Source organism: Streptomyces sp. NPDC006012, from assembly GCF_042871185.1.
GTDB lineage: Bacteria > Actinomycetota > Actinomycetes > Streptomycetales > Streptomycetaceae > Streptomyces.
On the sequence record NZ_JBIAIE010000036.1, the window covers coordinates 26,882 to 50,937 of the forward strand.

Annotated in this window: 21 protein-coding genes; 14 read left to right on the forward strand and 7 right to left on the reverse strand. The window is 71.8% G+C overall.

Features of this window, described 5'->3' with window-relative positions; translation table 11 throughout:
* Positions 1-52 precede the first annotated feature (52 nt).
* Positions 53-1,309 carry a formyl-CoA transferase gene (gene frc / locus ACFYPJ_RS35990; RefSeq protein ID WP_389025826.1) on the forward strand — a complete coding sequence of 419 codons (1,257 nt, stop codon included), beginning with the start codon at positions 53-55 and terminating at the stop codon, positions 1,307-1,309.
* A gap of 221 nt (positions 1,310-1,530) precedes the next feature.
* Entirely contained in the window at positions 1,531-2,577 is a 1,047-nt protein-coding gene (locus tag ACFYPJ_RS35995) for an NAD(P)-dependent oxidoreductase (RefSeq protein ID WP_389025827.1), read from the forward strand.
* Between the two features lie 88 nt (positions 2,578-2,665).
* On the opposite strand, the gene ACFYPJ_RS36000 is transcribed toward ACFYPJ_RS35995, so the two are convergent.
* Positions 2,666-3,133 carry an HIT family protein gene (locus ACFYPJ_RS36000; protein ID WP_389025828.1) on the reverse strand — a complete coding sequence of 156 codons (468 nt, stop codon included), beginning with the start codon at positions 3,131-3,133 and terminating at the stop codon, positions 2,666-2,668.
* 78 nt (positions 3,134-3,211) lie between these two features.
* Here ACFYPJ_RS36000 and ACFYPJ_RS36005 point away from each other — a divergent pair, with 78 nt between their 5' ends.
* From ACFYPJ_RS36005 to ACFYPJ_RS36020, 4 genes are all read left to right on the forward strand, one after another.
* A complete protein-coding gene (locus tag ACFYPJ_RS36005; protein WP_389025829.1) occupies positions 3,212-3,859 on the forward strand; it encodes an HAD family hydrolase in 648 nt (215 codons plus the stop codon).
* A 253-nt stretch (positions 3,860-4,112) separates the two neighbouring features.
* Positions 4,113-5,390 (forward strand): ATP-binding protein, encoded by a 1,278-nt coding sequence (locus tag ACFYPJ_RS36010; RefSeq protein ID WP_389025830.1) that lies wholly within the window; start codon positions 4,113-4,115, stop codon positions 5,388-5,390.
* Between the two features lie 297 nt (positions 5,391-5,687).
* Positions 5,688-6,365, forward strand: coding sequence for an ArsR/SmtB family transcription factor (locus ACFYPJ_RS36015; protein ID WP_389025831.1), 678 nt, complete (start codon positions 5,688-5,690; stop codon positions 6,363-6,365).
* Complete coding sequence (locus ACFYPJ_RS36020) at positions 6,362-7,549, forward strand: cysteine desulfurase family protein (protein WP_389025832.1); 1,188 nt, start codon at positions 6,362-6,364, stop codon at positions 7,547-7,549. Before ACFYPJ_RS36015 ends, ACFYPJ_RS36020 begins: the two co-directional genes overlap by 4 nt.
* Before the next feature lie 308 nt (positions 7,550-7,857).
* On the opposite strand, the gene ACFYPJ_RS36025 is transcribed toward ACFYPJ_RS36020, so the two are convergent.
* Positions 7,858-8,247, reverse strand: a complete 390-nt coding sequence (locus tag ACFYPJ_RS36025) for a MarR family winged helix-turn-helix transcriptional regulator (RefSeq protein ID WP_389025833.1) — start codon at positions 8,245-8,247, stop codon at positions 7,858-7,860.
* Positions 8,248-9,029: 782 nt separating this feature from the next.
* Here ACFYPJ_RS36025 and ACFYPJ_RS36030 point away from each other — a divergent pair.
* Together ACFYPJ_RS36030 and ACFYPJ_RS36035 are read left to right on the forward strand one after the other, a co-directional pair.
* Positions 9,030-9,470, forward strand: a complete 441-nt coding sequence (locus ACFYPJ_RS36030) for a DUF3574 domain-containing protein (RefSeq protein WP_389025834.1) — start codon at positions 9,030-9,032, stop codon at positions 9,468-9,470.
* 665 nt (positions 9,471-10,135) lie between these two features.
* Entirely contained in the window at positions 10,136-11,344 is a 1,209-nt protein-coding gene (locus ACFYPJ_RS36035) for a cytochrome P450 (RefSeq protein ID WP_389025835.1), read from the forward strand.
* Positions 11,345-11,455: 111 nt separating this feature from the next.
* Here ACFYPJ_RS36035 and ACFYPJ_RS36040 read toward each other — a convergent pair whose 3' ends face one another.
* On the reverse strand, positions 11,456-11,845 hold the full coding sequence (locus ACFYPJ_RS36040) for a cupin domain-containing protein (RefSeq protein WP_389025836.1): 390 nt from the start codon (positions 11,843-11,845) through the stop codon (positions 11,456-11,458).
* On the opposite strand from ACFYPJ_RS36040, the gene ACFYPJ_RS36045 reads away from it, so the two are divergent.
* The 4 genes from ACFYPJ_RS36045 (at position 11,844) to ACFYPJ_RS36060 (ending at position 14,695) form a co-directional block, all read left to right on the forward strand.
* Complete coding sequence (locus ACFYPJ_RS36045; RefSeq protein ID WP_389025837.1) at positions 11,844-12,494, forward strand: nucleosidase; 651 nt, start codon at positions 11,844-11,846, stop codon at positions 12,492-12,494. The genes ACFYPJ_RS36040 and ACFYPJ_RS36045 overlap by 2 nt on opposite strands.
* Positions 12,495-12,502: 8 nt before the next feature.
* Positions 12,503-12,844, forward strand: coding sequence for a hypothetical protein (locus ACFYPJ_RS36050; protein ID WP_389025838.1), 342 nt, complete (start codon positions 12,503-12,505; stop codon positions 12,842-12,844).
* A gap of 178 nt (positions 12,845-13,022) precedes the next feature.
* On the forward strand, positions 13,023-13,817 hold the full coding sequence (locus ACFYPJ_RS36055; RefSeq protein ID WP_389025839.1) for a MerR family transcriptional regulator: 795 nt from the start codon (positions 13,023-13,025) through the stop codon (positions 13,815-13,817).
* Entirely contained in the window at positions 13,814-14,695 is an 882-nt protein-coding gene (locus ACFYPJ_RS36060; RefSeq protein WP_389025840.1) for a hypothetical protein, read from the forward strand. Before ACFYPJ_RS36055 ends, ACFYPJ_RS36060 begins: the two co-directional genes overlap by 4 nt.
* A 146-nt stretch (positions 14,696-14,841) precedes the next feature.
* Here ACFYPJ_RS36060 and ACFYPJ_RS36065 read toward each other — a convergent pair whose 3' ends face one another.
* The 3 genes from ACFYPJ_RS36065 to ACFYPJ_RS36075 form a co-directional block, all read right to left on the reverse strand.
* Positions 14,842-16,074, reverse strand: a complete 1,233-nt coding sequence (locus ACFYPJ_RS36065; protein ID WP_389025841.1) for a glutamate--cysteine ligase — start codon at positions 16,072-16,074, stop codon at positions 14,842-14,844.
* A gap of 162 nt (positions 16,075-16,236) precedes the next feature.
* Positions 16,237-17,427, reverse strand: a complete 1,191-nt coding sequence (locus tag ACFYPJ_RS36070) for a HupE/UreJ family protein (RefSeq protein WP_389025842.1) — start codon at positions 17,425-17,427, stop codon at positions 16,237-16,239.
* Between the two features lie 158 nt (positions 17,428-17,585).
* Positions 17,586-21,578 carry a metallophosphoesterase gene (locus tag ACFYPJ_RS36075; protein ID WP_389025843.1) on the reverse strand — a complete coding sequence of 1,331 codons (3,993 nt, stop codon included), beginning with the start codon at positions 21,576-21,578 and terminating at the stop codon, positions 17,586-17,588.
* A 379-nt stretch (positions 21,579-21,957) separates the two neighbouring features.
* On the opposite strand from ACFYPJ_RS36075, the gene ACFYPJ_RS36080 reads away from it, so the two are divergent.
* Complete coding sequence (locus ACFYPJ_RS36080; protein ID WP_389025844.1) at positions 21,958-23,103, forward strand: serine hydrolase domain-containing protein; 1,146 nt, start codon at positions 21,958-21,960, stop codon at positions 23,101-23,103.
* 100 nt (positions 23,104-23,203) lie between these two features.
* A complete protein-coding gene (locus tag ACFYPJ_RS36085; RefSeq protein ID WP_389025845.1) occupies positions 23,204-23,338 on the forward strand; it encodes a hypothetical protein in 135 nt (44 codons plus the stop codon).
* A gap of 67 nt (positions 23,339-23,405) precedes the next feature.
* On the opposite strand, the gene ACFYPJ_RS36090 is transcribed toward ACFYPJ_RS36085, so the two are convergent.
* The gene (locus ACFYPJ_RS36090; protein WP_389025846.1) at positions 23,406-24,008 is read right to left on the reverse strand and encodes a DUF4232 domain-containing protein; all 603 of its coding nucleotides are present in this window, start codon (positions 24,006-24,008) and stop codon (positions 23,406-23,408) included.
* Positions 24,009-24,056: the final 48 nt, after the last annotated feature.

Here is a 24,056-nt window from a genome sequence, read left to right on the forward strand (position 1 = left end):
CCAGGCACTACGGCACACCCCGCCGACCACTGCACCAGAAAGGAAAACCGTCATGACCGAACTGCCGCTGACCGGAATCAAGGTGATCGACTTCACCGGAGTGCAAGCCGGCCCGGCCTGCACCCAGATGCTCGCCTGGTTCGGCGCCGACGTCCTGAAGGTCGAGCGCATCACGGGCGGCGATGTGACCCGTCACCAGCTGCGCGACATACCCGACGTGGACGCGCTGTACTTCACCATGCTGAACAGCAACAAGCGCTCCCTGGCCATCAACACCCGTACGCCGCAGGGGAAGGAGGTCATGGAGAAGCTGATCCGCGAGGCCGACGTGCTGGTGGAGAACTTCGCGCCGGGCGCCATGGACCGCATGGGCCTGCCCTGGGAGCACATCCACGAACTCAACCCCCGCCTGATCTTCGGCTCGGTCAAGGGGTTCAACGAGGACTCGCCGTGGAACGACCTCAAGGTCTACGAGAACGTGGCCCAGTGCGCCGGCGGAGCCGCCTCCACCACCGGCTTCTGGGACGGCCCGCCGACCGTCAGCGCGGCCGCGCTCGGTGACAGCAACACCGGCATGCACCTGCTGATCGGTGTCCTCACCGCGCTCCTCGCCCGCGCCCGGACCGGCGAAGGCCAGAAGGTGTCGGTGTCGATGCAGGACGCCGTCCTCAACCTGCTGCGGGTCAAGCTCCGTGACCAGCAGCGCCTCGCCCACGTCGGTTTCCTGGACGAGTATCCGCAGTACCCGAACGGCGAGTTCGGCGACACCGTCCCGCGCGGCGGCAACGCCGGCGGCGGCGGTCAGCCCGGCTGGGTCCTGAAGTGCAAGGGGTGGGAGACCGACCCCAACGCGTACATCTACTTCACCGTCCAGGAGCAGAACTGGACGCGGACCGCCGAGATCATCGGCCACCCCGACTGGGCCGACGACCCGCAGTACAGCACCCCGGAGGCCCGTCAGCTGCGGATCTTCGACATCTTCGCGGAGATCGAGAAGTGGCTGGCCGACAAGACCAAGTACGAGGCGGTCGACATCCTGCGCAAGGCGGAGGTGCCCTGCGCTCCCGTGCTCAGCATGAAGGAGATCGCCGAGGACCCCGCGCTGCGCAAGAGCGGCTCGGTCGTGGAGGTGGAGCAGAAGGAGCGCGGCACCTACCTGACGGTCGGCAGCCCGGTCAGGTTCTCCGGTTTCACCCCCGACATCAAGGGCGCCCCGCTGCTCGGCGAGCACACGGACGAGGTCCTGGTGGCCCTCGGCTACGACGCGGACACCATCGCCGCCATGCACACCGACCAGGTGGTCGCGTGAACCCGCCCGAGCCGCACGCGCTCGGCGGGACCGGGGGCCCGGCGCTCGGTCCGGTCCCCCCGTCCGGCAGGCGCCGTCCGGCGGGCCCGCCGGACGGCCGGATCAGCGGCCGGACGGAGGCCGGCGCGGGCAGGGCGTCGCCCAGTCCGGCTCGCGGGACGCAGTGACGCAGTGACGCAGTAGGGCAGTAGGGTCCGTCGGGGAGGGAACAAGTGGCAGGTATGCGAGTTCTGTTGCTGGACGCCGCACCCGGCAGGCTGCTCGACCGGGAGCTGGAGCGTCTGCTCGGCCACGGGCTGGCGGTCACGCTGAACCTTCGGAGGGTGGCCGACCCGGCTGCCGCGCGGGCGGCCTGGGACGGCCGGGTGGACTTCACCGATTTCGACGCCTTCGACGAACCGGCCCTGATCGCGCAGACCGTCCGGGGCGGGCTCGGACACCACGCGGTCAAGTCGCGTGCGGGCGTTCCGCTGCGGGCCGTATTCCTCGCCGCGGCGACCGACCCCGCCCTGGCCAACCGGCTCCGCGTCGTGGGCCGGGCCGGAGCGGGCACCGACCATGTCGAGCTGGCGGCCGCCGCCCGGCACGACGTGGCCGTCACGCACACCCCGGGCTCCAACGCGCAGGCGGTCGCGGAGTTCGCCCTGGCGCAGTTGCTCGCCCTGGTCCGCGGCCTTCCGGCCCACCACGAGGCCGCACACCAAGGCCGCTGGAGCACACCGTCGCCCGCGGTGGAACTGGCCGAACTGACCCTGGGCATCGTCGGGCTGGGCCGGACCGGCATGGCGCTGGCCGACCGGGCGAGAGCGCTGGGCATGCCGGTGCAGGGGCTGGCACGCCGACCGCACGAGACCTCCCTGCCCCTGGCATCGTCGCTCGACGCCCTGCTGGCCACGAGCGACGTCGTCTCCCTGCACGTTCCCCTGACGCCGCACACCCGGGGCATGATCGGTCGTACGGAGTTGGCGAAGATGCGACCGGGATCGGTCCTGCTGAACACCGCCCGGGGCGGGATCGTCGACGAACAGGCGCTGGCCGACGCGCTGCGCGATCCGGCGCACCCGCTCGCCGCGGCGGCGGTCGACACCTTCGTCCACGAGCACGCCGCCTTCGCCTCGCCGCTGCGCGGTGTGCCGAACGCCCTGTTGACCCCGCATGTCGCCGGCATGACGCGCGGCGCCATGGCAGCCGCCGCGATCCGCTGCGCCGACCACATCGCGGCCCTCCTCGGCGGCCGCCCGGACGGGGTGCCCGTGGTGACTGTCTGACCGGACCCCGGTGACCTTCCGGCCCGCACCGGCGGGATCGGTCCCATCCCCGCCGGACCGGCGCGGACGGGACACTCGGCGGGTGGCGTCAGCCGAGGACGCGCCGCAGCCGGTCGCAGATCCGCTCGACCTCCGCGGCCTCGGGAAAACACCCTGCCTCGCCCATGGCGGTCTGCAACGCGGGACCGAAGGCATCGAACCGGGCCAGGTGTTCGCTCCCGACGGGCTGTACGACGAAGTGGATGTGGCCGGGGACCCCACCGGCATGCGACCACAGGCACACGTACACCTGCTCGGGAGCCGTCACCTCGGTGACGGCGGCACTCACCCGTTGCAGCAGCGGCCCCAGTTCGGCGGACTCCTGCGCGGTCAACTCGGCGACGTGGACGACGTGCCGGGCCGGCTTGACCACGACGGTGCCCGGGCCCAGCGGCCCGACACAGTGCTCGACCACCCAGAACCGGGTGCGCAGCACGTTTCCGCCGGGCAGCGGCACCCTGCCCGCCATGAGGTCACAGGCCAGGCACCCATCGTTCTCGGCGACGTCCCCACCCACCGCTGCTCCCTGTTCCCGGACGGCCGTGCTTCCCGTCGGGCGGGAAATCGGCGCCGCGTCCGTGGTCTACTGCCGGTCATGCCCTTGCTGTTGCTGGACCTGGACAACACCCTGGTCGACCGGGATGCCGCCTTCCGTGGCGCCGTCGCCGACTTCTTCGCCGAGCACAGGCTGCCCGTCTCCGACCTCCCCTGGGTGATGGCCGTCGACGCCAGCGGTTATACCGCACGTCCCGACGTCGCCGCAGCCCTCATCGGCCGATACGGCGGCACGGTGCCCGCCGCCGCCGTCCGAACCCTCCTCGACACCGGCGCCGCCGCTCGTGTCGTCCTGGCCGATTCCACCCGCCGAGCGCTGGGCGAGGCCGAGGCCGGCGGCTGGACCTGCGTCATCGTCACCAACGGCCGGACCGCGCAGCAGGAAAGGAAGATCCGCAACACGGGACTGGACACCTTGGTCCACGGATGGGTCGTCTCCGAGAGCGTCGGCCACAAGAAGCCGGCACCCGAGATCTTTCACGCGGCGGCCGAAGTGGCGGGGCGTCCCCTGCCCGGTGCGTGGATCATCGGTGACTCACCGCACGCCGACATCGCGGGTGCCGACGCGCTCGGCCTGCGCAGCGTATGGGTGTCGGACGGCAGTGCCTGGCCCCGGCAGCCCTTCGCACCCACCCATGTCGCCCACGACGTCGCCTCGGCGATCCGGCACGTCCTCGGGAGCCCGTGACCGGCCGCGGCCCCGCCGTGCGGGCGCCGCAGGACCGGCGGGAGGGGGCCCGGCTCCGGCCCGTCCGCACGTCGCGGACGGGTCACGGACACCACCCGTCCTCGCGGGCCCGCGGCCCGTCGACCACTGCTGCGCTGCTCCGCGTGCCCCCGCCTCGGTGTTTCCCGGCGCCCGGCAACCGCTGGGTTCGGCACGGGCGCGCTCGCGCAGGACAGAGGACAATGGGGTGCACCGGACCGGGTGAGGTGACAACATGCCCGCATGGCATCTGCGTGACTACCACGACGACGATCTCGACCAGGCCGTCCAGATCTGGGACCAGAGCCGCCGTGCAGGTGAGGACCGGGTGTTCCCGGTCTCCGAGGTGATGGCCGCGGCGAAGACCAGCCAGACGGCGGTGGTCGCGGAGGTCGGCGACGAGCTGGTGGGCCTGGCCGTGGCGCAGCCGCACGACAAGCGGGCGTGGATCCTCCTGGTGGCGCTCGCCGCCCGCTGGCGCGAACGAGGAATCGGCAGTGCGCTCCTCGCCGAGTTGGAACGGCGCCTGAGGGCGCTGGGCGTCCGCCATGTCGGCGCCCTGCTGCCCGCCCACGCGGCCGGGTCGAAGGCACTGGAGAACTCCGGCTACCAGTCCCGCGACGACCTGATCTACTACGAGAAGCTCGAACCGCCCGGCACCGCCAATTCCGACGTCATCGCGGCGCTGGGCGGCCGTATGCTGCCCGCGGGCCTCTGGAACGCCATGGCGGGGATGGAACGCGAGAAACAGGTCGTCGAGCGCCGTGTCGTGCTCCCGCTGACCGAGCCGGCGCTGGCCGACCGCTACGGTGTCGTGCCGCCCAAGGCCGTCATCCTGTTCGGGCCGCCCGGCACCGGTAAGACCAGCTTCGCCAAGGCGGTGGCCTCGCGGCTCGGCTGGCCGTTCGTGGAACTGTTCCCGTCCCGCCTCGCGGCCGACACGAGCGAGGGACTCGCCGCGGCACTGCGGGAGGTCTTCGCGGACCTGGCGGAACTGGACTCGGTGCTTCTCTTCATCGACGAGGTCGAGGAGATCGCCGGCGTGCGGTCCGGGAAGGCGGTGGATCCGGGGCACGGGGTCACCAATGAACTGCTCAAACTCATCCCCGTCTTCCGCGAGCACGACGAACGGCTGCTGGTCTGCACCACCAACTCGGTGCGTTCTCTCGACCCGGCCTTCCTGCGGCCGGGCCGGTTCGACTACGTCATCCCGATCGGCCCGCCGGACCGCACCGCGCGGGCGGCCATCTGGAACCGCTATCTGGGCGCGTCCGGTGGCACGGTGGACGTGCCCCGGCTAGTCGAGGCCAGCGAACTGTTCACGCCCGCGGACATCGAATTCGCCGCCCGCAAGGGCGCGCAGGCCGCGTTCGAGCGCGAGGTCATCGATCCCCAGGGCCGCCCGGCCACCACCGAGGACTACCTGACCGCCATCGCCGACACCCGGCCGACACTCACCGGGCGGGCGGTGCAGGAGTTCACCGAGGACATCGAGCAGTACAGCCGCCTCTGACACCGGCCGTCGCCCGCGCCGGGCGGGCGGCAGCGCCCGCCCCGCAGGCGGCGGTGCTGACGTCGGCCCAGTAGTGGCGTCAGGGCTCGCGGCCCGCGTCCACGGCCGAGGACCGGCCGTCCCCCAGGCCGACGAGTTCTGCGCTGTCGTCCGGTCCGGCACCGACCAGCGGAATCAGCTGGTCGTCGGCGGATCACGGAGGTCCTCCAAGATCCGAGCAGGGCGGTATTGAGGGGATTCGCGTGGTCACACCCCCCGACTTCATCTACGGTATTCCATGGATTCATGGAGGACTAAATGGCGGAGACCACCACAAACACCTCAAAGGCCCGGCTGTACGACGCGTTCGCCGTCAGCGGCAAGGCGCTGGCCAGCGGAAAGCGCCTGGAGCTGCTCGATCTGCTGGCGCAGGGCGAGCGGACCGTGGACTCCCTCGCCAGGGCTGCCGGACTGAACCTGACGACCACGTCGGCGCACCTGCAGACACTCAAGCAGGCCGGGTTCGTCGCGACCCGCCGGGCGGGCGCGCGGATCCACTACCAGCTCGTCGGCGACGATGTGGCCCGCTTGTTCGCGCTGCTGCGCAAGGTCGCCGAGAACCGCCAGGCCGCGGTGCCGGCGGCTCTCGGCACCTACCTCGGCGAGGACGGGGCGCGGGAGGTCACCCGTGAGGAACTGCGCGCCCGCGTCGCGACAGGGGACGTGGTGGTACTGGACGTGCGGCCGGTCGAGGAGTACATGTCCGGACACATCCCCGGCGCCGTCTGCATTCCGGTCGACCAGTTGGCCGACCGCATCGACGAACTTCCCGAGGACACGGAGATCGTCGTGTACTGCCGCGGCGAATACTCCGTCCTCGCCTACGACGCGGTCCGGCTGCTGACCTGGCGCGGGCGGCACGCGATCCGGCTCGACGCCGGCATGCTGGAATGGCGCCTGGCCCAACTGCCCGTCGATGCGGCGGAGTTGTCGTGACCGCTGTGGCCGGAACGCTCCCGCCGCCCCATCCCGCACTGACCGACGGACCGGTCTACCTGGACTACAACGCCACCACCCCGGTGGATCCACGGGTGGCCGAGGCGATGACACCGTACCTGACCGCCTTCTTCGGCAACCCCTCCAGCAGCCACGCCTACGGTGCCGAACCGGGCCGGGCGCTCGCCGAGGCGCGCGAGCGGGTGGCCGCCCTGATCGGCGCCCGGACCCCGGAGATCGTCTTCACGGCCTCGGGCTCGGAGGCGAATCTGCTCGCCCTGCGCGGCGCGGTGCTGGCCGCCGGCCGCACCCGGCCGCATGTCATCACGCAGGCCACGGAGCACCCGGCCGTACTGGAGACGGCCCGGGCCCTGGAGCGGCTGCACGGCGCACGCGTGACGGTACTGCCGGTCGACGGCACGGGCCTGGTCGATCCGGCCACACTGGCCGCCGCGCTCACCGGCGCGACGGTGCTGGTGTCGGTGATGGCGGCCAACAACGAGACCGGTGCTCTCCAGCCGGTCACGGAACTGGCCGCCCTCGCCCGCGAACGCGGCGTGCTGTTCCACTGCGATGCCGCCCAGGCCGCCGGGAAACTGCGCCTCGACGTGCGGCGGCTGGGTGTCGATCTGCTCACCGTGGTCGGGCACAAGATGTACGCGCCCAAGGCTACGGCCGCCCTGTACGTACGCGAAGGGGTGCGGCTGGAGCCGGTGGTCTACGGCGGCGGTCAGGAGCGCGGTCTGCGCGCCGGCACCGAGAACGTCGCCCTGGCCGTCGCCCTGGGCACCGCGGCGCGGCTCGCCGCGGATGAGTTGGCCGGCAGCGGAGGTGCGCGCGTCGCCGCGCTGCGCGACCGCCTCCAGCGGCGGCTGGCCGAGGGGCTGCCCGGCCGCGTCCGGCTCAACGGACCGGCGGCGGCTCGCCTGCCGAACACACTCAATGTCAGCATCGACGGCGCTGTGGGGCATGAGCTCCTCAGTGCCTGCCCGCAGATCGCGGCCTCGACCGGTTCGGCCTGCCACCGCGGCAGCCACCAGCCGTCGCCCGTACTGACGGCCATGGGCCTGCCCGCCGAACGGGCACTGGGGGCGCTGCGACTGTCACTGGGCCGCTGGAGTCACGAGCGGGACGTCGAGACCGCGGCCGCCGCTCTGATCCGTGCGGCCGCAGCACACCACTGACCGCACGGACCGCCCGCACACCGCCTCACGGCCCCTTGGATGCCGTGCGGCGGGGGGCCGTGCCGGCTGACGAGGCCGACGAAGCGCTATGGCCGCCTCGCCACCGTCGCCGGGACTAGGCCCCGGCCCGTCCGGACACACCGGCCGATCGGGCGTCAGCACCCTGCCGGCCACGGCGGGTTCGGCTGTCGCCGAGGCCCGGAGATGCGCACCGCGTCGGGGCCGGATCTCGGCCGAGCGCTGCCTGATACCCGCCGCACGGGGTCCAACCGTCAGCCAGGCACTCAACGATGCGTGCCGACCCGGGTTCAGCTGTCGGCGAGGCTCTCCATGATGCGGGCCGCCTCGGCGAGTGTCCGGCGTTCGGCGGGCGACAGGTGCCGCTCGATCGCCCTTTCGAGCCACGCCTCGCGCACAGCGGGGATGGCGGCGAGGAGTTCACGGCCCGCCTCCGGGACCGAGATGAGCGTCTTGCGCCCGTCGTCGGGGTCGGGTCCGCGGACGACCAGTCCTTCGCGGACCAGGGCCGCGACCGTCTCGGCCATCGACTGCGGCCGGACGTGCTCGGCCGCGGCGAGCGCGCTGGCCGTCGTGGGCCCTTCGCCGTCGACACGGCTGAGGGTGGTGATCCGCGACCAGGTCCAGCGCCTGTCGGTGGCCGCGGACTCGGTCCGCAGTCGCGCTCGCAGCCGGACCACGCGTGAGGAAGTAGGCGAGCCACGTCGCGGGGCAGCGGGGCTGTCATGGGCGGGCACTCTATGTCCCACCTCGGGAGATTGCCGGCCAGCCTGTATTACTCGACAGCCTTCCTGTACAGCCCACCTGCGTATCGCGCGCCGGGTGGGACAGCACACGCGCAGCGGCATCCGCCGGCGAGCAGTCGGCAGGTGCGGTCCTGACGCCGCCCGGGCCCGCCGGACGCGAGACCCCTCGGCCCCGGCGGCCGACGGGACGGCCGACCCGGCACAGCGCGGATCGCCTTGGGGGGCGGCCCCGCTTCGGCCGTCGAACGGCCGACGGACCGCCGACGGACCGTGCACCTGGTCGCCTTGATCCTCGTCGGCGTCAGGACGCCCAGGCCCTCACCGGCGCTCGACGAGAGGGGACCAAACCGCTGGCAACGGCCGACGATCGGCACGTCAGGTCCGGTCTGCCCCGTCACTCTCACCGTTCCCGCTGCTCGGCACCGCTCCCACCACCCGCACCGCTTCCACGCGACAGCACCCGTGTTCTGTCGACAGCTTCGACCGGCGCCTGCCGCATGTTCCTGCCGGTTTCGTGCCCAGCGAACGGCGGGCGGGGCCGCCAGGCCCGTCAGGGCGAACATGACGCCGACGACGTACCAGCCGGAGCGGTCCCAGGTTATGCAGAGAGCATCCTCGGTCGCCGCATCCGCCCGGCCGCCGGTCGCCCTTCCCCGGACCCGGGGAAGGGCCCGGATCCCGCGCAACCGTCCGGGGCAAGCGCCGTTATGCCGTGCATGAAGATCCGTACACGAACCGGACTGTTGCTGGGCTGCGGCCTCGCCGTGGCCGGCGCCGCCCTCGCCCCCGTGGTCGTGGCCGCCGACGCTCCCACGGCGGCCCGGGACGCCTATGTCGAGACCACGTTGCTGTTCGGGACCGAACGGCCCGACGGTGGCGCGGCGGTGACCGAATCGGAGTTCCAGCGATTCCTCGACACTCAGGTCACGCCGCGCTTCCCGGACGGGCTGACCGTGGACCAGGCCCGCGGGCAGTACCGGGACCGGCACGGCGTGATCGAGAAGGAACGCTCCTACCAGGTGATCGTCCTCTACCCGGCGGACGCCGCGGCGTCCGCCGGCCCGAAGCTGGAACGCATCCGACAGCTGTACGCGGCGCGCTTCCAGCAGGAGTCGGTCGGCCGTGTGGACGAGGACGTCCATGCCTCTTTCGAGTGACGGCGTCCGGAGTTGACCGCCGGCTTCCGGCTCGGCGTCACGCGCGGCCGGGCAGCCTGGGCAGACGCCGTCCGGGAGCGGTGGGGCGGGCCCGCTCCGTTCGGATGAGCCGGACGGTCACCCCCTCGGCCGATTGTGCCGATTAGTCCATCAAGCGGACTGCACCGGCGGTGAAAACCGGTCGGTGCGGTCCGCCCGTGCTTCCATCGCACCAGGAGGCATGCGACATGGCTGACGAGCGACCACGAGAGTCCCGTTCCCGACTTCCCGCGTCCCGGTACCCGGTGCCGGGCGCGGTCGTCCCGGCACCGGGTCCGACCCGGGTGCCGGCCGGCACGGACACCGACAGCCGCCACGCGTCCCGCCGAATCCGGTGCCCCCTCGTCCCCGTACACCGTCCCGCCCGGCGCTGCCTCGGCCGCCGGGGAAAACGCCACCGGCGACCCCTCCCGTGCCCGTAGCCACCGTTGACGACCGGGTCGGCGCACGACCGCACCAGCGTCGAGGCGAGCGCGTCGCAGCGCACCGGCGCGGGGCGGGCAGCCTCCGTCTCTTCTCCGTCCGCTCGCTGCTCCTGGGCCGCAGGCGGCGCCTGTGGCCCGCCGCGGCCCTCCCCCAGGCCGTGGACATCACCAACGTCGTACCACTTTTGAGGAGCTTCCCCGATGACCGGGAACGATGAGACACCCACCTGCCCGTTCGACTACAGCGAAGCCCTGGACTTCGACCCCGAACTCGCGAAGCTGATGGATCGCGCCGCACCCGTGCGGATCCGGCTTCCCTACGGCGACGGCGACGCCTGGCTGATCACCGGGTTCGACGGTGTCAAGCAGGTCACCACCGACCAGCGTTTCAGCCGGGCGGGCATCGTCGGCCGCGACTACCCCCGGATGACGCCGGAGCCCATCATCTCGCCCGAGTCGATCAACGTGATGGACCCGCCGCAGAGCAGCCGGGTCCGCCACCTCGCCTCTCAGGCCTTCACGCCGCAGCAGGTGGAGAAGATGCGGCCCCGGATCGTCCGGCTCGCGGATCTCCTCCTGGACGACATGGAGCGCCAGGGGCCGCCGGCCGACCTGGCCAAGCACCTTTCCGACCCGCTCCCCCAGCACACCGTGCTGGACCTCCTCGGCATCGAACGGGCCGAATGGCCCCGGATCCAGAAGTCCGTGCACCAACTGCTCGTCGTGGGCGAGGGCAACAAGGAGGCCGCCGCCAACGCCAAGGCCGAGCTGACGTCCTACTTCGCCGAACTCGTCAGGCAGCGCCGGGTGACACCCGACACGGACATCATCAGCCTGATGGCCGCGGCGCGGGAGGAGGGCGAGGAGCAGCTCGACGACAGGGAACTGGCGGTCATGACCCTGGTCCTGGCGCTCAGCGGCCAGGACACGGCCACCTGCCAGATCAGCGACATCACCTATCTGCTGCTGACCCGCCCGGAACTCATGGAACACATCAGGAGTCGGCCCGAGAAGCTGACCGACACCCTGAACGAGCTGCTCCGCTACATTCCGTTCCGCAAGGGCGTCGGAATCCCCAGGGTGGCACTCGAAGACGTGGAGCTGGACGGCGCGCAGATCCGCGCGGGCGACTACGTCCACGTGTCGTACCTGACGGCCAACCGCGAGGCGGAGCGCTACCCCAAGCCGCACGAGATCGACGTCGAGCGGCCCAACGCGCCGCACATGACGTTCGGCTGGGGCGGGCACCGGTGCATCGCGATGCCGCTGGCGATGGCGGAGCTCGAAGTGGCCATCGGGCGGCTCGTCGAACGTTTCCCCCGGCTGCGGCTCGCGGTGTCGCCGGAAGAGGTGCAGTGGGACAAGGCCACGATCAGGCGGTTCCCGCTGGAACTGCCGGTGACCTGGTAGGAGAGCCGTCCCGACCGCGGTGAACCCGGCCGGGTCGCGCACGGGAATCCAGCGGCTGCCGCTCCGCGGGCGGGACGTGTCCCGCCCGCGGAGCGCGGCGGCCGGAGCCGACTACCAGCGACCTGCTTCGAACCTGGCCTCGTCCGGGCTGTCCGTGGGCCATGCGGGCACCGTCGCCGCCACCACCCGCAGTCCCTCCTCGCCCGCGCGGAACTGGAACGTCGTACCGAGCGGGATGGTCAGGCAGACCCCCGGTTCCAGCGCCGTCACCTCCTCACGGCCGTCCTGGCTGCGCCACATCTCCCCCGCGCCCGAGGTGACGAACCAGATCTCCTGCACGGTGGCGTGCGACACCGCCTTCGCGATCTCGCCGGGGGCGAGTTCGAACTGGGCGAAGCTCGCCGTCCCGGGCAGCACGCACAGCGGCCGTACCCTCGAACCGTCCGGCGCGGTGACCTCGGGAGCCTGATCGAGCCGTAGCGTCGTGAAGCGTTCGGTCATGACGCCCAGGATAAGGACCCCGGCGGCGGGCCAGTACCGTGACCGCATGCAACTCACCGGCGAGATAACCGCTGACCGGCCCCTGTTCGTCCTCGCGGTCAAGGAAGAGGCCCAGCACCTCGACACGTCAGTGCCCGTCCTGCTGACCGGTATGGGCAAGGTCAATGCCGCGACGGCACTCAGCGCGGCGCTCGCCCGCGGCCCGCTGCCGTCCGAGGTCGTCAACCTCGGTACCGCGGGCGCCCTGCGCTCCGGCTGGACCGGAACCCATGTCATCGGGACGGTCATCCAACACGACCTGGACAGCCGCGTCCTGCACACCCTCACCGGCGAGAGCTACGGAACTCCCCTGACGGTGGGCGACCCGGACGGCCCCACCCTGGCCACGGGTGACTCGTTCATCGACGACGAGCACGCCCGGGCCCGCCTTGCGGCGCAGGCATCCCTGGTCGACATGGAAGGGTACGCGCTCGCGGCGGCCGCGCACCGGGCCGGTGTACGGCTGCGCATCGTCAAGCACGTCAGCGACGACGCCGGCGAGGGGGCCGCCAGGACCTGGCGGGAAACCGTCGCGGAGTGCGCCCGCGCCCTCGCGGACTGGGCCGCCCACAACATCCCCGCCTACGACCGGGCGCACCCGACCGCCTAGGCGCGGCGGTGTGCCGCGCGCGGCCTACGGCGTGGAGTGGGAGGTGGCCGAGGACGAGGGGTTCCGCCGGGTGGTCGGGCACGGCCGGGCCGTCGCCGTACCCGAACTCGCCCACGCGGCGCATCGGCACCTTCGACCACCGGGGCACCCGCCTCACTTTCGCCGACGGCGCGACCAAGGGCTCCCTGGAGGGGGATGCCACCCGGCCGGGCAGCCCGTTCAAGCCGTCCTTCTACGAACTGACCCTCGACCCGGGCCTGTTCACCGCCGGCGAGAACACCCTGACCCTGACCAGGACGGCGGGTTCCTGGATCTCCTTCGACGCGCTGGGGCCGTTCCAGACGTCCTGACCCGCTTCGGCTCCGCGCGCCCGGGCAGCCCCCGGGTGCGCTCCGGCCCGGGACGGCAGCGGCCGGACGGCGTTCCGTTCCGCCCCCGCTGCGGGCCGGAACGCCGCTCCGGCCGTCCTGGCCGGGCGGCCCGTGCGCCGCTTGACCTTGTCGCAGCGACAACGTTTCTACTGGTGTCATGCGAATCGGAGAGCTCGCCGACCTCGTCGGCGTCACCACCCGCGCGGTGCGGCACTACCACCGCATCGGACTGCTGCCGGAGCCGTCGCGGCAGCCCAACGGGTACCGCGAGTACTCTCTGCGCGACGCCGTCGAACTGGCGCGCGTCCGTCGGCTGACCGAGCTGGGCCTGAGCCTGGACGAGGTCAGGAACGTCCTCGCGGACGACGCGGGCCGGGACCTCATCGAGATCCTGGCCGAGCTGGACGCCGACCTGGCCCGTCAGGAGGAGGCGATCCGGCAGCGCCGGGCCCGCCTCGGACAGCTGCTGGAACAGGCCGAGCGGACCGGACGGCTGCCCGCCGACGCCCCCGTCTCCCCCGAACTCACCGCCCTCTTCGACGTCATGGCCCGCGCCTCCGCGCAGGTCCCCGGGCCGGAGCCGCTGTCGGCCGCCAGGGAGCGGGAGCTGCTCGCCCTGCTGGAGACCGCTTCGCCGGACATCGACCGGGGCTGGTTCGACGCGTTGGTGCACAGCCTCAGCGCCGACCCGGACGCCATGCGGCGTGCCTACGCCGTCTATGCCCTGCTGGACGAGCTGGCCGGGGCCGCCGAGGACGACCCGCGGGTGGCGCAGGCCGCCCGGGCCATCGCCGACGCCGTTCCCGACGAGGCGGTACGGGCCATGCGCCTCCCCGACGACGGCCTGGCCGGGACCGGCGGCTTCGTCCACGCCTTCTTCGCCGACTTCGCTCCCGCCCAGACCGCGGCGCTGCGCCTCGGGATCGAACTGCTGCGGGAGCGTGCCGGATGAGGACGCTGAGGAGGGTGGTGCGCTGGTCCGTCGCCGCGCTCGTGCCCGGGGAAGCGGTGCTCGTCCTGTGCGTGGCCGGCGGGGTGCGGATATCCCCGGCCGTCCGCCTGACGGTGGAGTCGACGGCGCTCGCCCTGCTGACGGCGACGGCCGCGCTGCTCTGGCTCGACCACCGCCGGCACCGCCGGGACGGTCTCGGCCGGCGCTCCGCCTTCCACGCCGCGATCGGCGACACGGTCCCGGTGGCGGTGCGCAAGCTGACCGCGCACGAGGTCTTCCTCTGCACCAGTTTCCTGCGCTGGGTGTTCCGGCGCGGCCCACACGGTGTGCGCGAGGGCGATCTGCCCGTCCCCTATGCCGCGGGCCAGACGGCGATGATGTACGGCTTCTTCTTCGTCTGCGTCGTCGAGACCGTGGCCCTCGCTCTCCTCATCCCGTGGCCGATGGTGCACGCCGTCACGCTCGTACTGGACGTCTGGGGCTGCTACTTCGTCGTCGCCCTGCACGCGTCCTGTGTGGTGCGTCCGCATGTGATCGGGGCCGACGGCCGGCTGCGGCTGCGCTACGGCGCGCTGCTGGACATCCGGATCCCGGCCGACCGTATTGCTTCCGTCCGGCTGGACCGGAGGTTCCCGCAGAGCAGGCCGGGTGCCGTGGACGAGAACGGTGTCGCGGAGCTGGCCGTGGGCGGGCAGACGACGATCACCGTCGAACTGACCGAGCCGGTGCGGTACGTGCGTGCCCTGGGCAGGCCCGCCACGGCCCGCGCCGTCCGCTTCTACGCCGACGACTCCGGGCCCGCCGTGGCCGCCCTGAGGGCGGGCGGCCCGGCGGCCGACGCGGTCCCGGCGGCCGACGGCGGCAGGCCGGACGCCTGAGGGACGGGCGGCACCGGCCTGGTGCCGGTGGGGGTGCGGCCCCGGCCTGCTGACGCGGTCGGGGCCCGGGACTTCCGGCGTGAGCGGTCGGGATCAGGTGGGACGATCGGCGACACGCTCCGGTCCGGCGGGGTGTGACACGGTGGTCACGTCGTTTCCTCCTGGTCGGATGCGAGGAGTGCGGTCCGGGTGACCGCCGTCCGTGCCGGGCCGGCGGCCGGCACGGGATCCGCGACGGCGATGTGCTCGACGAGTTGTTCCAGGCGGCCGGACCGGCGGTACAGGGCACGCTGGCGGTCGGCGGCGCCGCCCTCGGTGGCGAGCCGGTCGAGCCAGGCGTCGACCAGCACCCGGTCGCCGGCGTCCGGGAGGTAGGGCCGGAGCAGGCGACGCGCTGTCGCGATCTGCTGCATGACTGGAGCCACCGCGGCCCCGGTGCCGCCGATCAGGTCGAGCAGGTCTCCGGTGACCCCGGTACGCGCCGCCTGCCAGCAGGCGGCGACAAGTGCCTCCTGCTCCACCCGTGGTGGGAGAACTCCGTTCTGGACGGCGGCACGGGCACGGCGGACCACGGCCCGGACCAGCAGCGCGTAGGCCACCGTCTCCGCCGTGGTCGGCAGGACGTCCGCGATCCGGATCTCGACGGTCGGCACATGGCGTGACGGGCGGGCGTACCAGTAGACCATCGCCGGGTCCAGGGCCGCGCCGCTGGCCACGAGGGTCTGCACCACCTCCTCGTAGTGTTCGGCGGAGCGCAGCAGGGGAGGCGGTCCCGCCGTGGGCCAGCTGCGCCACAGCACGGTGCGCCAGCTCGCGTATCCGGTGTCGGTACCGTTCCAGAAGGGCGAGTTGGCGGTCATCGCGAGCAGCAGCGGCAGCCAGGGACGCAGGTGGTTCACGACGGCGACGGCCGTGCCCAGATCCGGAATTCCTACATGCACATGACAGGAACACACTCCTTGGTCCCGCACCAGCGGTCCGAACCGCTGCCGGATGCGCTGGTAGCGCGGCTGCTCGCGCAGGGACGGGACGTCCGGCGGATCGTCCTCGGCCGCCGGGCCCGTACGCCCGATCGGCGACGTGCCCGAGGCGAGCAGCAGACAGTCCCACTCCTCCGCCGCCTGTGCCGCACTCTCGCGCAACCGCACCAGCTCCGTGCGGAGCTGGGGCGCGGTGGTGCACACACCGCTGACCGTCTCCACCATCGCCTGAGATATCTCCGGCACCAGCTGTCCGGCCCCCAGCCGCCTCCGCCCGGCCGCCAGTACCTGGCTGCCGCGGCCCACGGGCCGGTACGCCTTCCGGTCGAGGAGCAGGAACTCCTCCTCGACGCCGAGTGTGACCGACTCGCGTAAATCCCCTGGTCCCGAGCTGTCCACCCAGCCTCCCCATCGTCGGCACATGGTGCGGTCAGCACCAGGTGGTATGCATTGGTGACTCAGTGCTACCCGCGGCGAGGACACCTCACGACTGTTTGTTCGAGGTGACTCCGGCGGGCGCCGGTGCGTGGTCGGCGGGGACGGCCGGGTGGCGCCGGGCCCTCAGGCGCTGATCGCCACCCGGTCCCAGAGCCAGTAGAGGCTGACGATCACGATGGGTGCCGTCAGGGCCGGCAGGACCCAGCGGTGGACCGGTGAGCGGCGCACCAGCACCAGCAGCGGGAACACCACCGCGATGATGCCCAACTGCACCGCCTCGATGCCGACGTTGAAGCTGAGCAGCGACAGCAGCAGCTCCCAGGACCAGCGTTCGTCGATGCCGAGCGACCCCGCGAAGCCCAGACCGTGGACGAGACCGAATACGAAGACGGTGGGCAGTCGCCAGCGTGCGTTGTCCGTACGGTCACGCCGCAGGAAGCCCGTGATGGCGACGACGGCGATGGACGCGGCGATCACCGGCTCCACCACTGCCACGGGCACGTCGACGACGCCGCACGCGGCCAGCAGGAACGTGATGCTGTGCGCGGCGGTGAACGCGGTCGCGGTCAGCGCGATGTCGCGCAGGCTGCGGGCGCCGATGAGCAGCGAGAGCAGGAACAGGACGTGGTCCAGTCCGAACAGCAGGTGTTCGGTGCCGAGCAGGAAGAACTCCCAGATCTGATGGGATTCCTGACCACCTGTCACAGCGGCGGTGACGGAGGGGTCGGACACGGTCAGGACCTGCGAGCCGCGTGCGCCGTCGAGGTCGTAGTGGACGATGGTCCGCGTGCTGTGCACGAAGCTCTCCGCGTCCGGGAACAGCGCGCTGGAGACGGTGACCGGACCGGTGGCGCCGGGCGGGCAGGTGTAGGCGAGGGCGAGCACGGCGTAGGGCCGGTCGCCGCGGGTGCGGATGTCCGCGTCGCCCTCGGTGCGGGCGGTGCAGGCCCTCTCGTCGCGGGTGACGGCGAAGCGCCCGGTGACGTACGCGGACACGGCGTCCGCGTTCCGTTCGAGCTGGCGCAACTGCTCGGCGCGGCCCTTGGCGTCGTACGCCTCGGCGTACAGCCAGGCCGACTTCATCAGCAGGTCGTACTCAAGGTCGAGGGTCGCCACGGGGCGGGCCGCGGTACCGGTGACCTCGGCGTAGGCGGTGGAGGTGGCGTCGTGCGCGGCGGCGGGGGCCGCCTGCACCAGGCCGGCGCCGAGCAGTGCGGCCAGCGCGGCGAGGGCGATGAGCAGGGCGCGGTGGGGCCGGCCGGGGCGGGGCCCGGGTGTGTGGGCGCGGGCGGGGGCGGGAGGTGTCGCAGGCATGGCGGGCTCGGTTCTCGTGGCTGGTGATGGCGACGGTGGCCGTGGTCGTGATCCGGGTGGGCGGGACGGCGCGGGCCCGCCGCCCCGGACCGCGCGGGTCCGGGGCGGCGGGCGGCGGGCGCCGGAGGCCGGAGGTGATCGGCCGGCCGGGCCGGCGGTCAGCCGGCCGGTGCGGGTTCCCGGGCCGGGGCGAACCACTCGTAATAGGGCGTGTCCGCGTTCCACTTGCCCGGTTGACCCTGGGCGTCCTTCGTCACGAAGACGCTCGGCTCGGAGGCGGTGACACCGCCGCCGGTGGAGCGGGCCGTGACGAACCACGCGTGGGTGGAGCCGGGCTTGAGGTCATGCCACGTCACCGAGGCGACCTCACCGGACGTGACCTTCGTCCGGCCCACGGTGCCGACCGGGTTGTACAGCGCGACCGAGTCGGTCGCAAAGGTCGTCTTGCGGCTCTTGAGGTCGATCGGCAGCACCATGTTGTCCTCGGTGCCGTCGTACCGGTGGTCGGTGTCGTACTCGGTGGCGCCGAACTCGTCGAGCAGCGGCGAGTACGTGTCGACGGTCAGCTCGGACCGGGCCACGTTGAACTGCAGCATCCGGAAGAAGCTCGCGCCGAACTGCAGCCGGTCGTCGGGCTTGTACCCGCCGATCTCGGTGAGCCCGAGCCGGTCCGCGGACACCGTGTAGAACTGGTAGTCCGCGAGGAGTTCCACCACGTCGTGGCTGACCTCGCCGACCTTCGGCTTCACGTTGGTGCCCACGCCGTGCTCGTGGCCGGCGAGGATCAGGAACACGTTCGGGTTGTCCTGGACCACCGTCTTGTACAGCATCGAGCCGTCGGGCGCGGAGAACGGGGCGCCGCGGCCGTCGGGGTTGGAGCTGGGCGCCAGATAGTCGTGCGAGAGCAGGATGCCGTTGCGGTCGGGGAAGCGCTTGAAGATCGAGTCGGCCCACTCGGCCTCCTCACGCGTCACGCCGTACGACAGACCTACCACGACGAAGTCCTGGCCGCCGGCCGAGAACAGGTCGTAGTGGTTCTGGTTGTCGCCCGGCCGCCAGGGGCCGCCGTAGTCGGCGTGCTCCCAGCCCTGGGACAGCGCCTGGTAACGGTCGGGGCCGTAGTACCGGTTGTAGATGGCGCCCGGACCGTTCTCGGTGCCCGACTGGTTGTCGTGGTTGCCCGCGATCACACCGTTCGGGACGCCCGCGTCGTCCAGGATCTTCTGCTGCTTCGAGGACAGCTCCAGCTCACCGACGACCTGCTTCTGGGTGGCCTCGTCGGCGGGCTTGCGGATGTTGTTCTCGATGATGTCACCGGTGTGGGCGACGTAGGCGATCTTCCGCTTGTGCTTGTTGTCGACGATCCAGCGGGAGACGTCCCCGTACGCCTTCTCCCAGACCGCGCGCTCCTCGGGAGTCTCCTGCTCGACCGCGCCCTCGGAGAGGTACTGCGTGTCGGTGTAGTGGACGATCGAGAAGTCGTACGAGCCGGGGTCGGCGAACGAGTTGGGGTCACCGGCGTCGATGTCGTCGGCGAACGGGTCCTCGCCCGTCACCATGACGTGGACCTGCTGACGGTCCACGTACGCGCGGTCCAGTACGGCGGTCAGCACCGTGTTGCCTTCCGGGGTGCCCCGGGCGCTGTTGACGACGTCCCACCGGTCGGAGTTGTTGTTCCACACCCGCAGCGAGGCGAGGCGCTCGGGGTCGATGACGCCTTCCCAGCGCAGCACCGGCTCGTCGACGTGGCCCTTCACCTGGACGTCGAACCGCTGGAAGCTGATGTCGTCGGAGGAGGGAGCGGCGAGCGTCCGCCCGTCGGCGGGCGCGAGCCCGGCGGCCTTGATCTTCTTCTCGCCCTTGACCTTCAGGGTGGTCGGGACGGCGGTGGCCGTGCCCTGGTAGACCTGGCCCGGGGTGAGGATCTCGGCCTCGGAGAACGTGGCGGTCACCTCGCCGCCGTCGGGCTCGGCCACCTTCGCGGACAGCTTGACGTTCCGGCCGACGTCGGTCGTGCCGGAGGCGGGGGTGAGCTGTGCGGGGGTGTCCGGGATGCCGGCGGAGGTGAACTTCACCTCGCGGGCGGCCGTGTTGCCCAGCGCGTCGGTGGCGGTCACCGCGAGGGTGTGCGCTCCGGCGGACAGGCCGCGCCCGATCTCGGCACCGGCCTTGACCGCCTTGCCGTCGAGCTTGATGCCGGGGCCGTCCACCACGCCGGAGGCGTCCTTCATCTGCACGCCGAGCACGACCGAAGCGGTGATCCGCTGGCCGGCCCGTGGGGTGCTGCTCGCGACCTCGGGCGCCGAGTTGTCGGTGACCAGGACGCGGGTGGCGGTCTTGCCGGACTTCGACGTGGCGGCCAGCGTGTGCTGCCCGTCCTTGATCTTCGCGGTGTCGAGGTCGGCGCGGACGCCCTGGGCCGGGCCGTCGACGTAGAACTCCAGGTCGACTTCGGTCAGCGGGTTGACGTTGTCACCGCAGTTGCCGTCGCCGAAGCTGTAGGAGCCCTTGACCATCCGGCCCTCGGCGGTGCCGCCCAGGGGCGTCAGCGTGATGCCGGAGAGCGCGAAGTCGTCCCGGTTGGCGCCGCAGGAGGTGGTGGTAGTGCCGGTGACGACGTCGACGGTGTTCCAGCCGGGCACCAGCCACTCGTTGGGGAAGGTCAGGTCGACGTGCCGGCTGACGTAGTCGGCGTCCAGCACGAGCTTCTGGCCGTTGATCCGGACGTAGTTCTGGTAGCGGGCCTCGATGGAGTTGCTGCCCACCGTGAAGCCGAGGGTGGCATTGCCGGTGCCGAGCGTGTCGGTGACGGCGACGGCCGGGGCGTCGATCGTGTAGTGCAGGTCCACCTCGGACAGCCGGTCGGTGGCGCTGCCGCAGCTGCCGTCGCCCATCGCGTAGGAGGACGCGATGTCCTTGCCGGTGACGGTGGCGCCGTCCAGGGCCAGGCCCAGACCGGAGATGTCGAAGTCGTCGCGGTTGTTGCCGCAGCTCTCCTTGTACGGGCCGGCGACCACCTTGATGGTGTTGTCACCGGGCACCAGGTACCGCGCCGGTATCGCGATGTCCACCCGCTGGCTGACCCAGGTGCCGCCCAGGTCGATCCGCTTGCCGTTGACCAGCAGGTAGCTGTCGTACTTGTCGTCGAGCGAGTCGGCGCCGACGTCGAAGGAGAAGGTGGCCGCGCCGTTGCCCAGCTGGGGAACGGAGGCGGGCTTGCCGCCGTCCACGGTCAGCGCGGACACCGTGCCGTCGGCGCCCGCCGGGAAGTTGGCGAACACCGACTGCCCGCCCTTGACCAGCGTGCCGTCCTTGGGCAGCAGCCGCGGGGCGCCGGCCGGGGCGTTGTTGACGGTGATCTTGTTGGTCACCGTCTTGCGCGAGGTGGTGGTCGCGGTGATGGTGTGGTCGCCGCCTGCGAGCTTCGTGGTGTCCAGGTCGCTCTGCAGCCCGGTGGTGCCCTGCGGGTCGCCGAGGACGAAGAAGCTGAGGGTCGCGTCCTTCAGCAGGGAGCTGTTGGAGCCGCAGCTGCCGTCGCCGAAGGAGTACGTGTACTCGTTCTCCTCGCCGTCCGCGACTTCGCCGAGCAGGGTCAGCTGGATGTCCGACAGCACGAAATCGTCGTGGTTGGTGCCGCACGAGCTGTCGACGGAGCCGGCGAAGAACTGGATCTTGTTCTCGCCCTTGACCAGGTGCTCGTTGGGGATCTCGATGGTGCCGCGCTCGTTGACGAGGTCACCGATGTCCGCCCGGTACCCGCCGTTGACGAGTACGTAGTTGTGGTAGCGGGCCTCGGTCGAGTTGGAGCCGACGTCGAAGCTCAGCCGGGATGCCCCGACCGTCTTCTTGGCGTCGATCGCCTGTCCGTCGACCGCGAGCTTCGTCACGGAGTCGCCGGCCAGGGCCGGCGTGGCCGCGACCTTCTGGGTGCCCTCCACATACGTCCCGTCGCCCGGGGCGAGGGTGGGCAGGGCCGTCGCGCTCGGGCTCGACGCGTTCTTCTTCTCCGAGGTGCGCTCGTCCCCGTCGGTGTCGGCGTACGCCACCGTCAGGTTTCCGCCCAGCAGGACGAGCGCGGTCAGGGCGGCACCCGCGAGCCGCTGTCTGCCGGACCCTCTGTCCCGCCATCTTCGCCGTTGTGTTGGCCGCATCTGCAGCCGTCCTTCCTCATCGATCGTTAATCGAAGGGCAAACCACGAACAAAATCGGGCATGCCCATGGCGGATCTTGGGCACCTCAGGTGAACACCGATGAGTCATCTGTGAACCATCAGCCGAATGATCTTCCGACAGGCGGCACCGCACCGCACCGAGCGGTATGAGGACCTGACGGTCCGGCACGGCGGAACGGCAGGACCGCGGGCCGCGAATGCCGCCCTTAGGGGTCCGACCCCGACAACTCGGGGGCTCGTCAGGCAATTCACTCGGGGCCGTGCCGGGGTCGGCCCTCTCCTTGCAGATGATCCGTGCGGCGGCGCGGGACCCGAGGATGGCGTCACCGCCCGAACGCCGATCTTCGCAAGGAGCCCCCATGCGTCCGCACAGCCGCAGAGCCGTCCTCACCGCCTCCCTCGCCGTGGCGGCGGGCGCACTCACGCGCCCGGCCGTCGCCGCGCCCGGCGCCACCGCGCCCACGGTGGGGGCACCCGACGCGAAGGCGCTGAACGCCGCTCTCGCCGGACTGCCCACGACCGACGCGACCGCCGCCCTGGTCCGGGTCGGCGGCACCGGCGGCAGTTGGCGGGGCAGCGCGGGCGTCCATGACCTGCCGAGCGGCCGGGCGGCCGGCCCGGACGCCCTGTTCCGGGCCGGTTCGACCACGAAGGTGGTGACGGCGGCGGCGGTGCTGCGACTCGCGGCCCAGGACACGGTCGATCTGGACGCACCGGTCCAGCGCTACCTTCCCGCCCTGCTCGGCCCGGCGTTCGAACCCGTCTCCGTCCGCCGGTTGCTGAACCACACCAGCGGCATCCGGGCGGGTGACGGCTGGGGCGATGACTTCGAGGACCAGTACCCGCACCGCTTCGAGACCTTGCCCCCGGCCCAGGTGGTGGCGTCGGCGGCGGCGAAGGGTCCGGAGTTCGCCCCGGGCGAGCGGCAGCACTACCTGAACATCAACTACACGGTCCTCGGGATGCTGGTCGAGAAGGTGACGGGCACCTCGTACGCCTCAGCGGTCGCCTGGCTGGTGCTGCGCCCGGCCGGGATGCGCCACACCTGCTTCCCGGGCACCGACCCACGCATCCACGGCCCGCACAACCACGGCTATCAGCTGGTACGGAACGCCGACGGAACCACCCGGTTCGTGGACGTGACGGACTGGAACCAGGCGGACCGCTTCGCGGCGGGCGACATGATCTCGACGACGGGGGATCTGGAGCGGCTGATCACGGCGCTGTTCCGGGGCCGGATCGTCCCGCGACCGCAACTGCGGGAGATGTTCACGCTTCCGCCGGGCATCACCGACGCCACCTACAGCGCCGGGCTCCAGCGGTTCGCGTACGGGGACACGGTCTACTGGCTCAAGTCCGGTTCCCGCTACGGCTACAGCACGGCGATCGCCGCCACCCGCGACCTGCGCCGCACGCTGGTCTACTCCGTCAACTCCACCGATGCGAAGGGCACGCCGATGAACCCCGTCGCCGAACGCATCGCCATGGCCGCGCTCAAGCCGTAGCCAGTGCGCCGGGCGGGGCCGCGGGCGACCAACCACCGGTGTCGGAGAACTCCGCCCCACACCGCAGGCGCTCCGACAGCCACGCCGGCCGACCCCGCACATGGTGGACACGGCCCGGGCCCGCACCCCGCGGCGCTACTTCACTTCCGAGGCGGCACGGATCTGGCTGGCACACCTCGCGCGGGGCCCCTTCCTCGCGACGGTGACGTTCTACGTCGTCGTCGCCCAGGCATGATGCAGGCGGGCCCCTGCGGCCGTCACCCGGCGTACCGCACCGGACCGTAGGGCCACCGGGCCGGTGCCTACTTTCCGGTGCCGACGGGGTCGACGGTGATGCCGGAGCCGGAGCCGGCGGTCACCGGGAGGTTGATACCGACGGGCAGGGTGTAGGAGTGGGTCTCGTTGGGCGGGGTGATGACGAGGCTGGTGAAGGACACGCCGGTGCCGCCCGAGTCGTTCGGCTGGTAGTGCAGGGAGAACCGGGTCTCCTCGCCGGGCTTGATACTGGCCTTCGGCGCGGCGAGCTTGCTCCGGTCGGCGCTGACGGTGCCGTCCTTGCCCTTGAGGTCGACGCCGGGGAAACCCTGGAGGGCGCAGGTGGCGGAGCCGGTGTTCTTGAGCTTGACGATGACGGTGCCTTCCGCCATGCCGCCGGAGACGCTGAAGCCGAGCTGCGAGGTCTGGCAGGCGCCGGAGGCACCACCCGCGACCGCGCCGCCGTTGACGGCTTCGTCACCCGTGGACGCGTCGGCGGAGCCCTGCGTACCGGAGTTCTGGGAGGCGGAGTTCCCTGCGGAGGGGGAATCGCTCGTACCGGCGGACTCGCTGTCGCCGCCCTGGCAGGCGGTGAGCGAAAGGCCCGCGGCTACGGCGATGGCGAGGAGGGAGAGCTTCTGGGCGCGCATGATTGCCTTTCAGGCGTTCCCGCTCGCTTTGCAGGAGCGAGCGGCGAT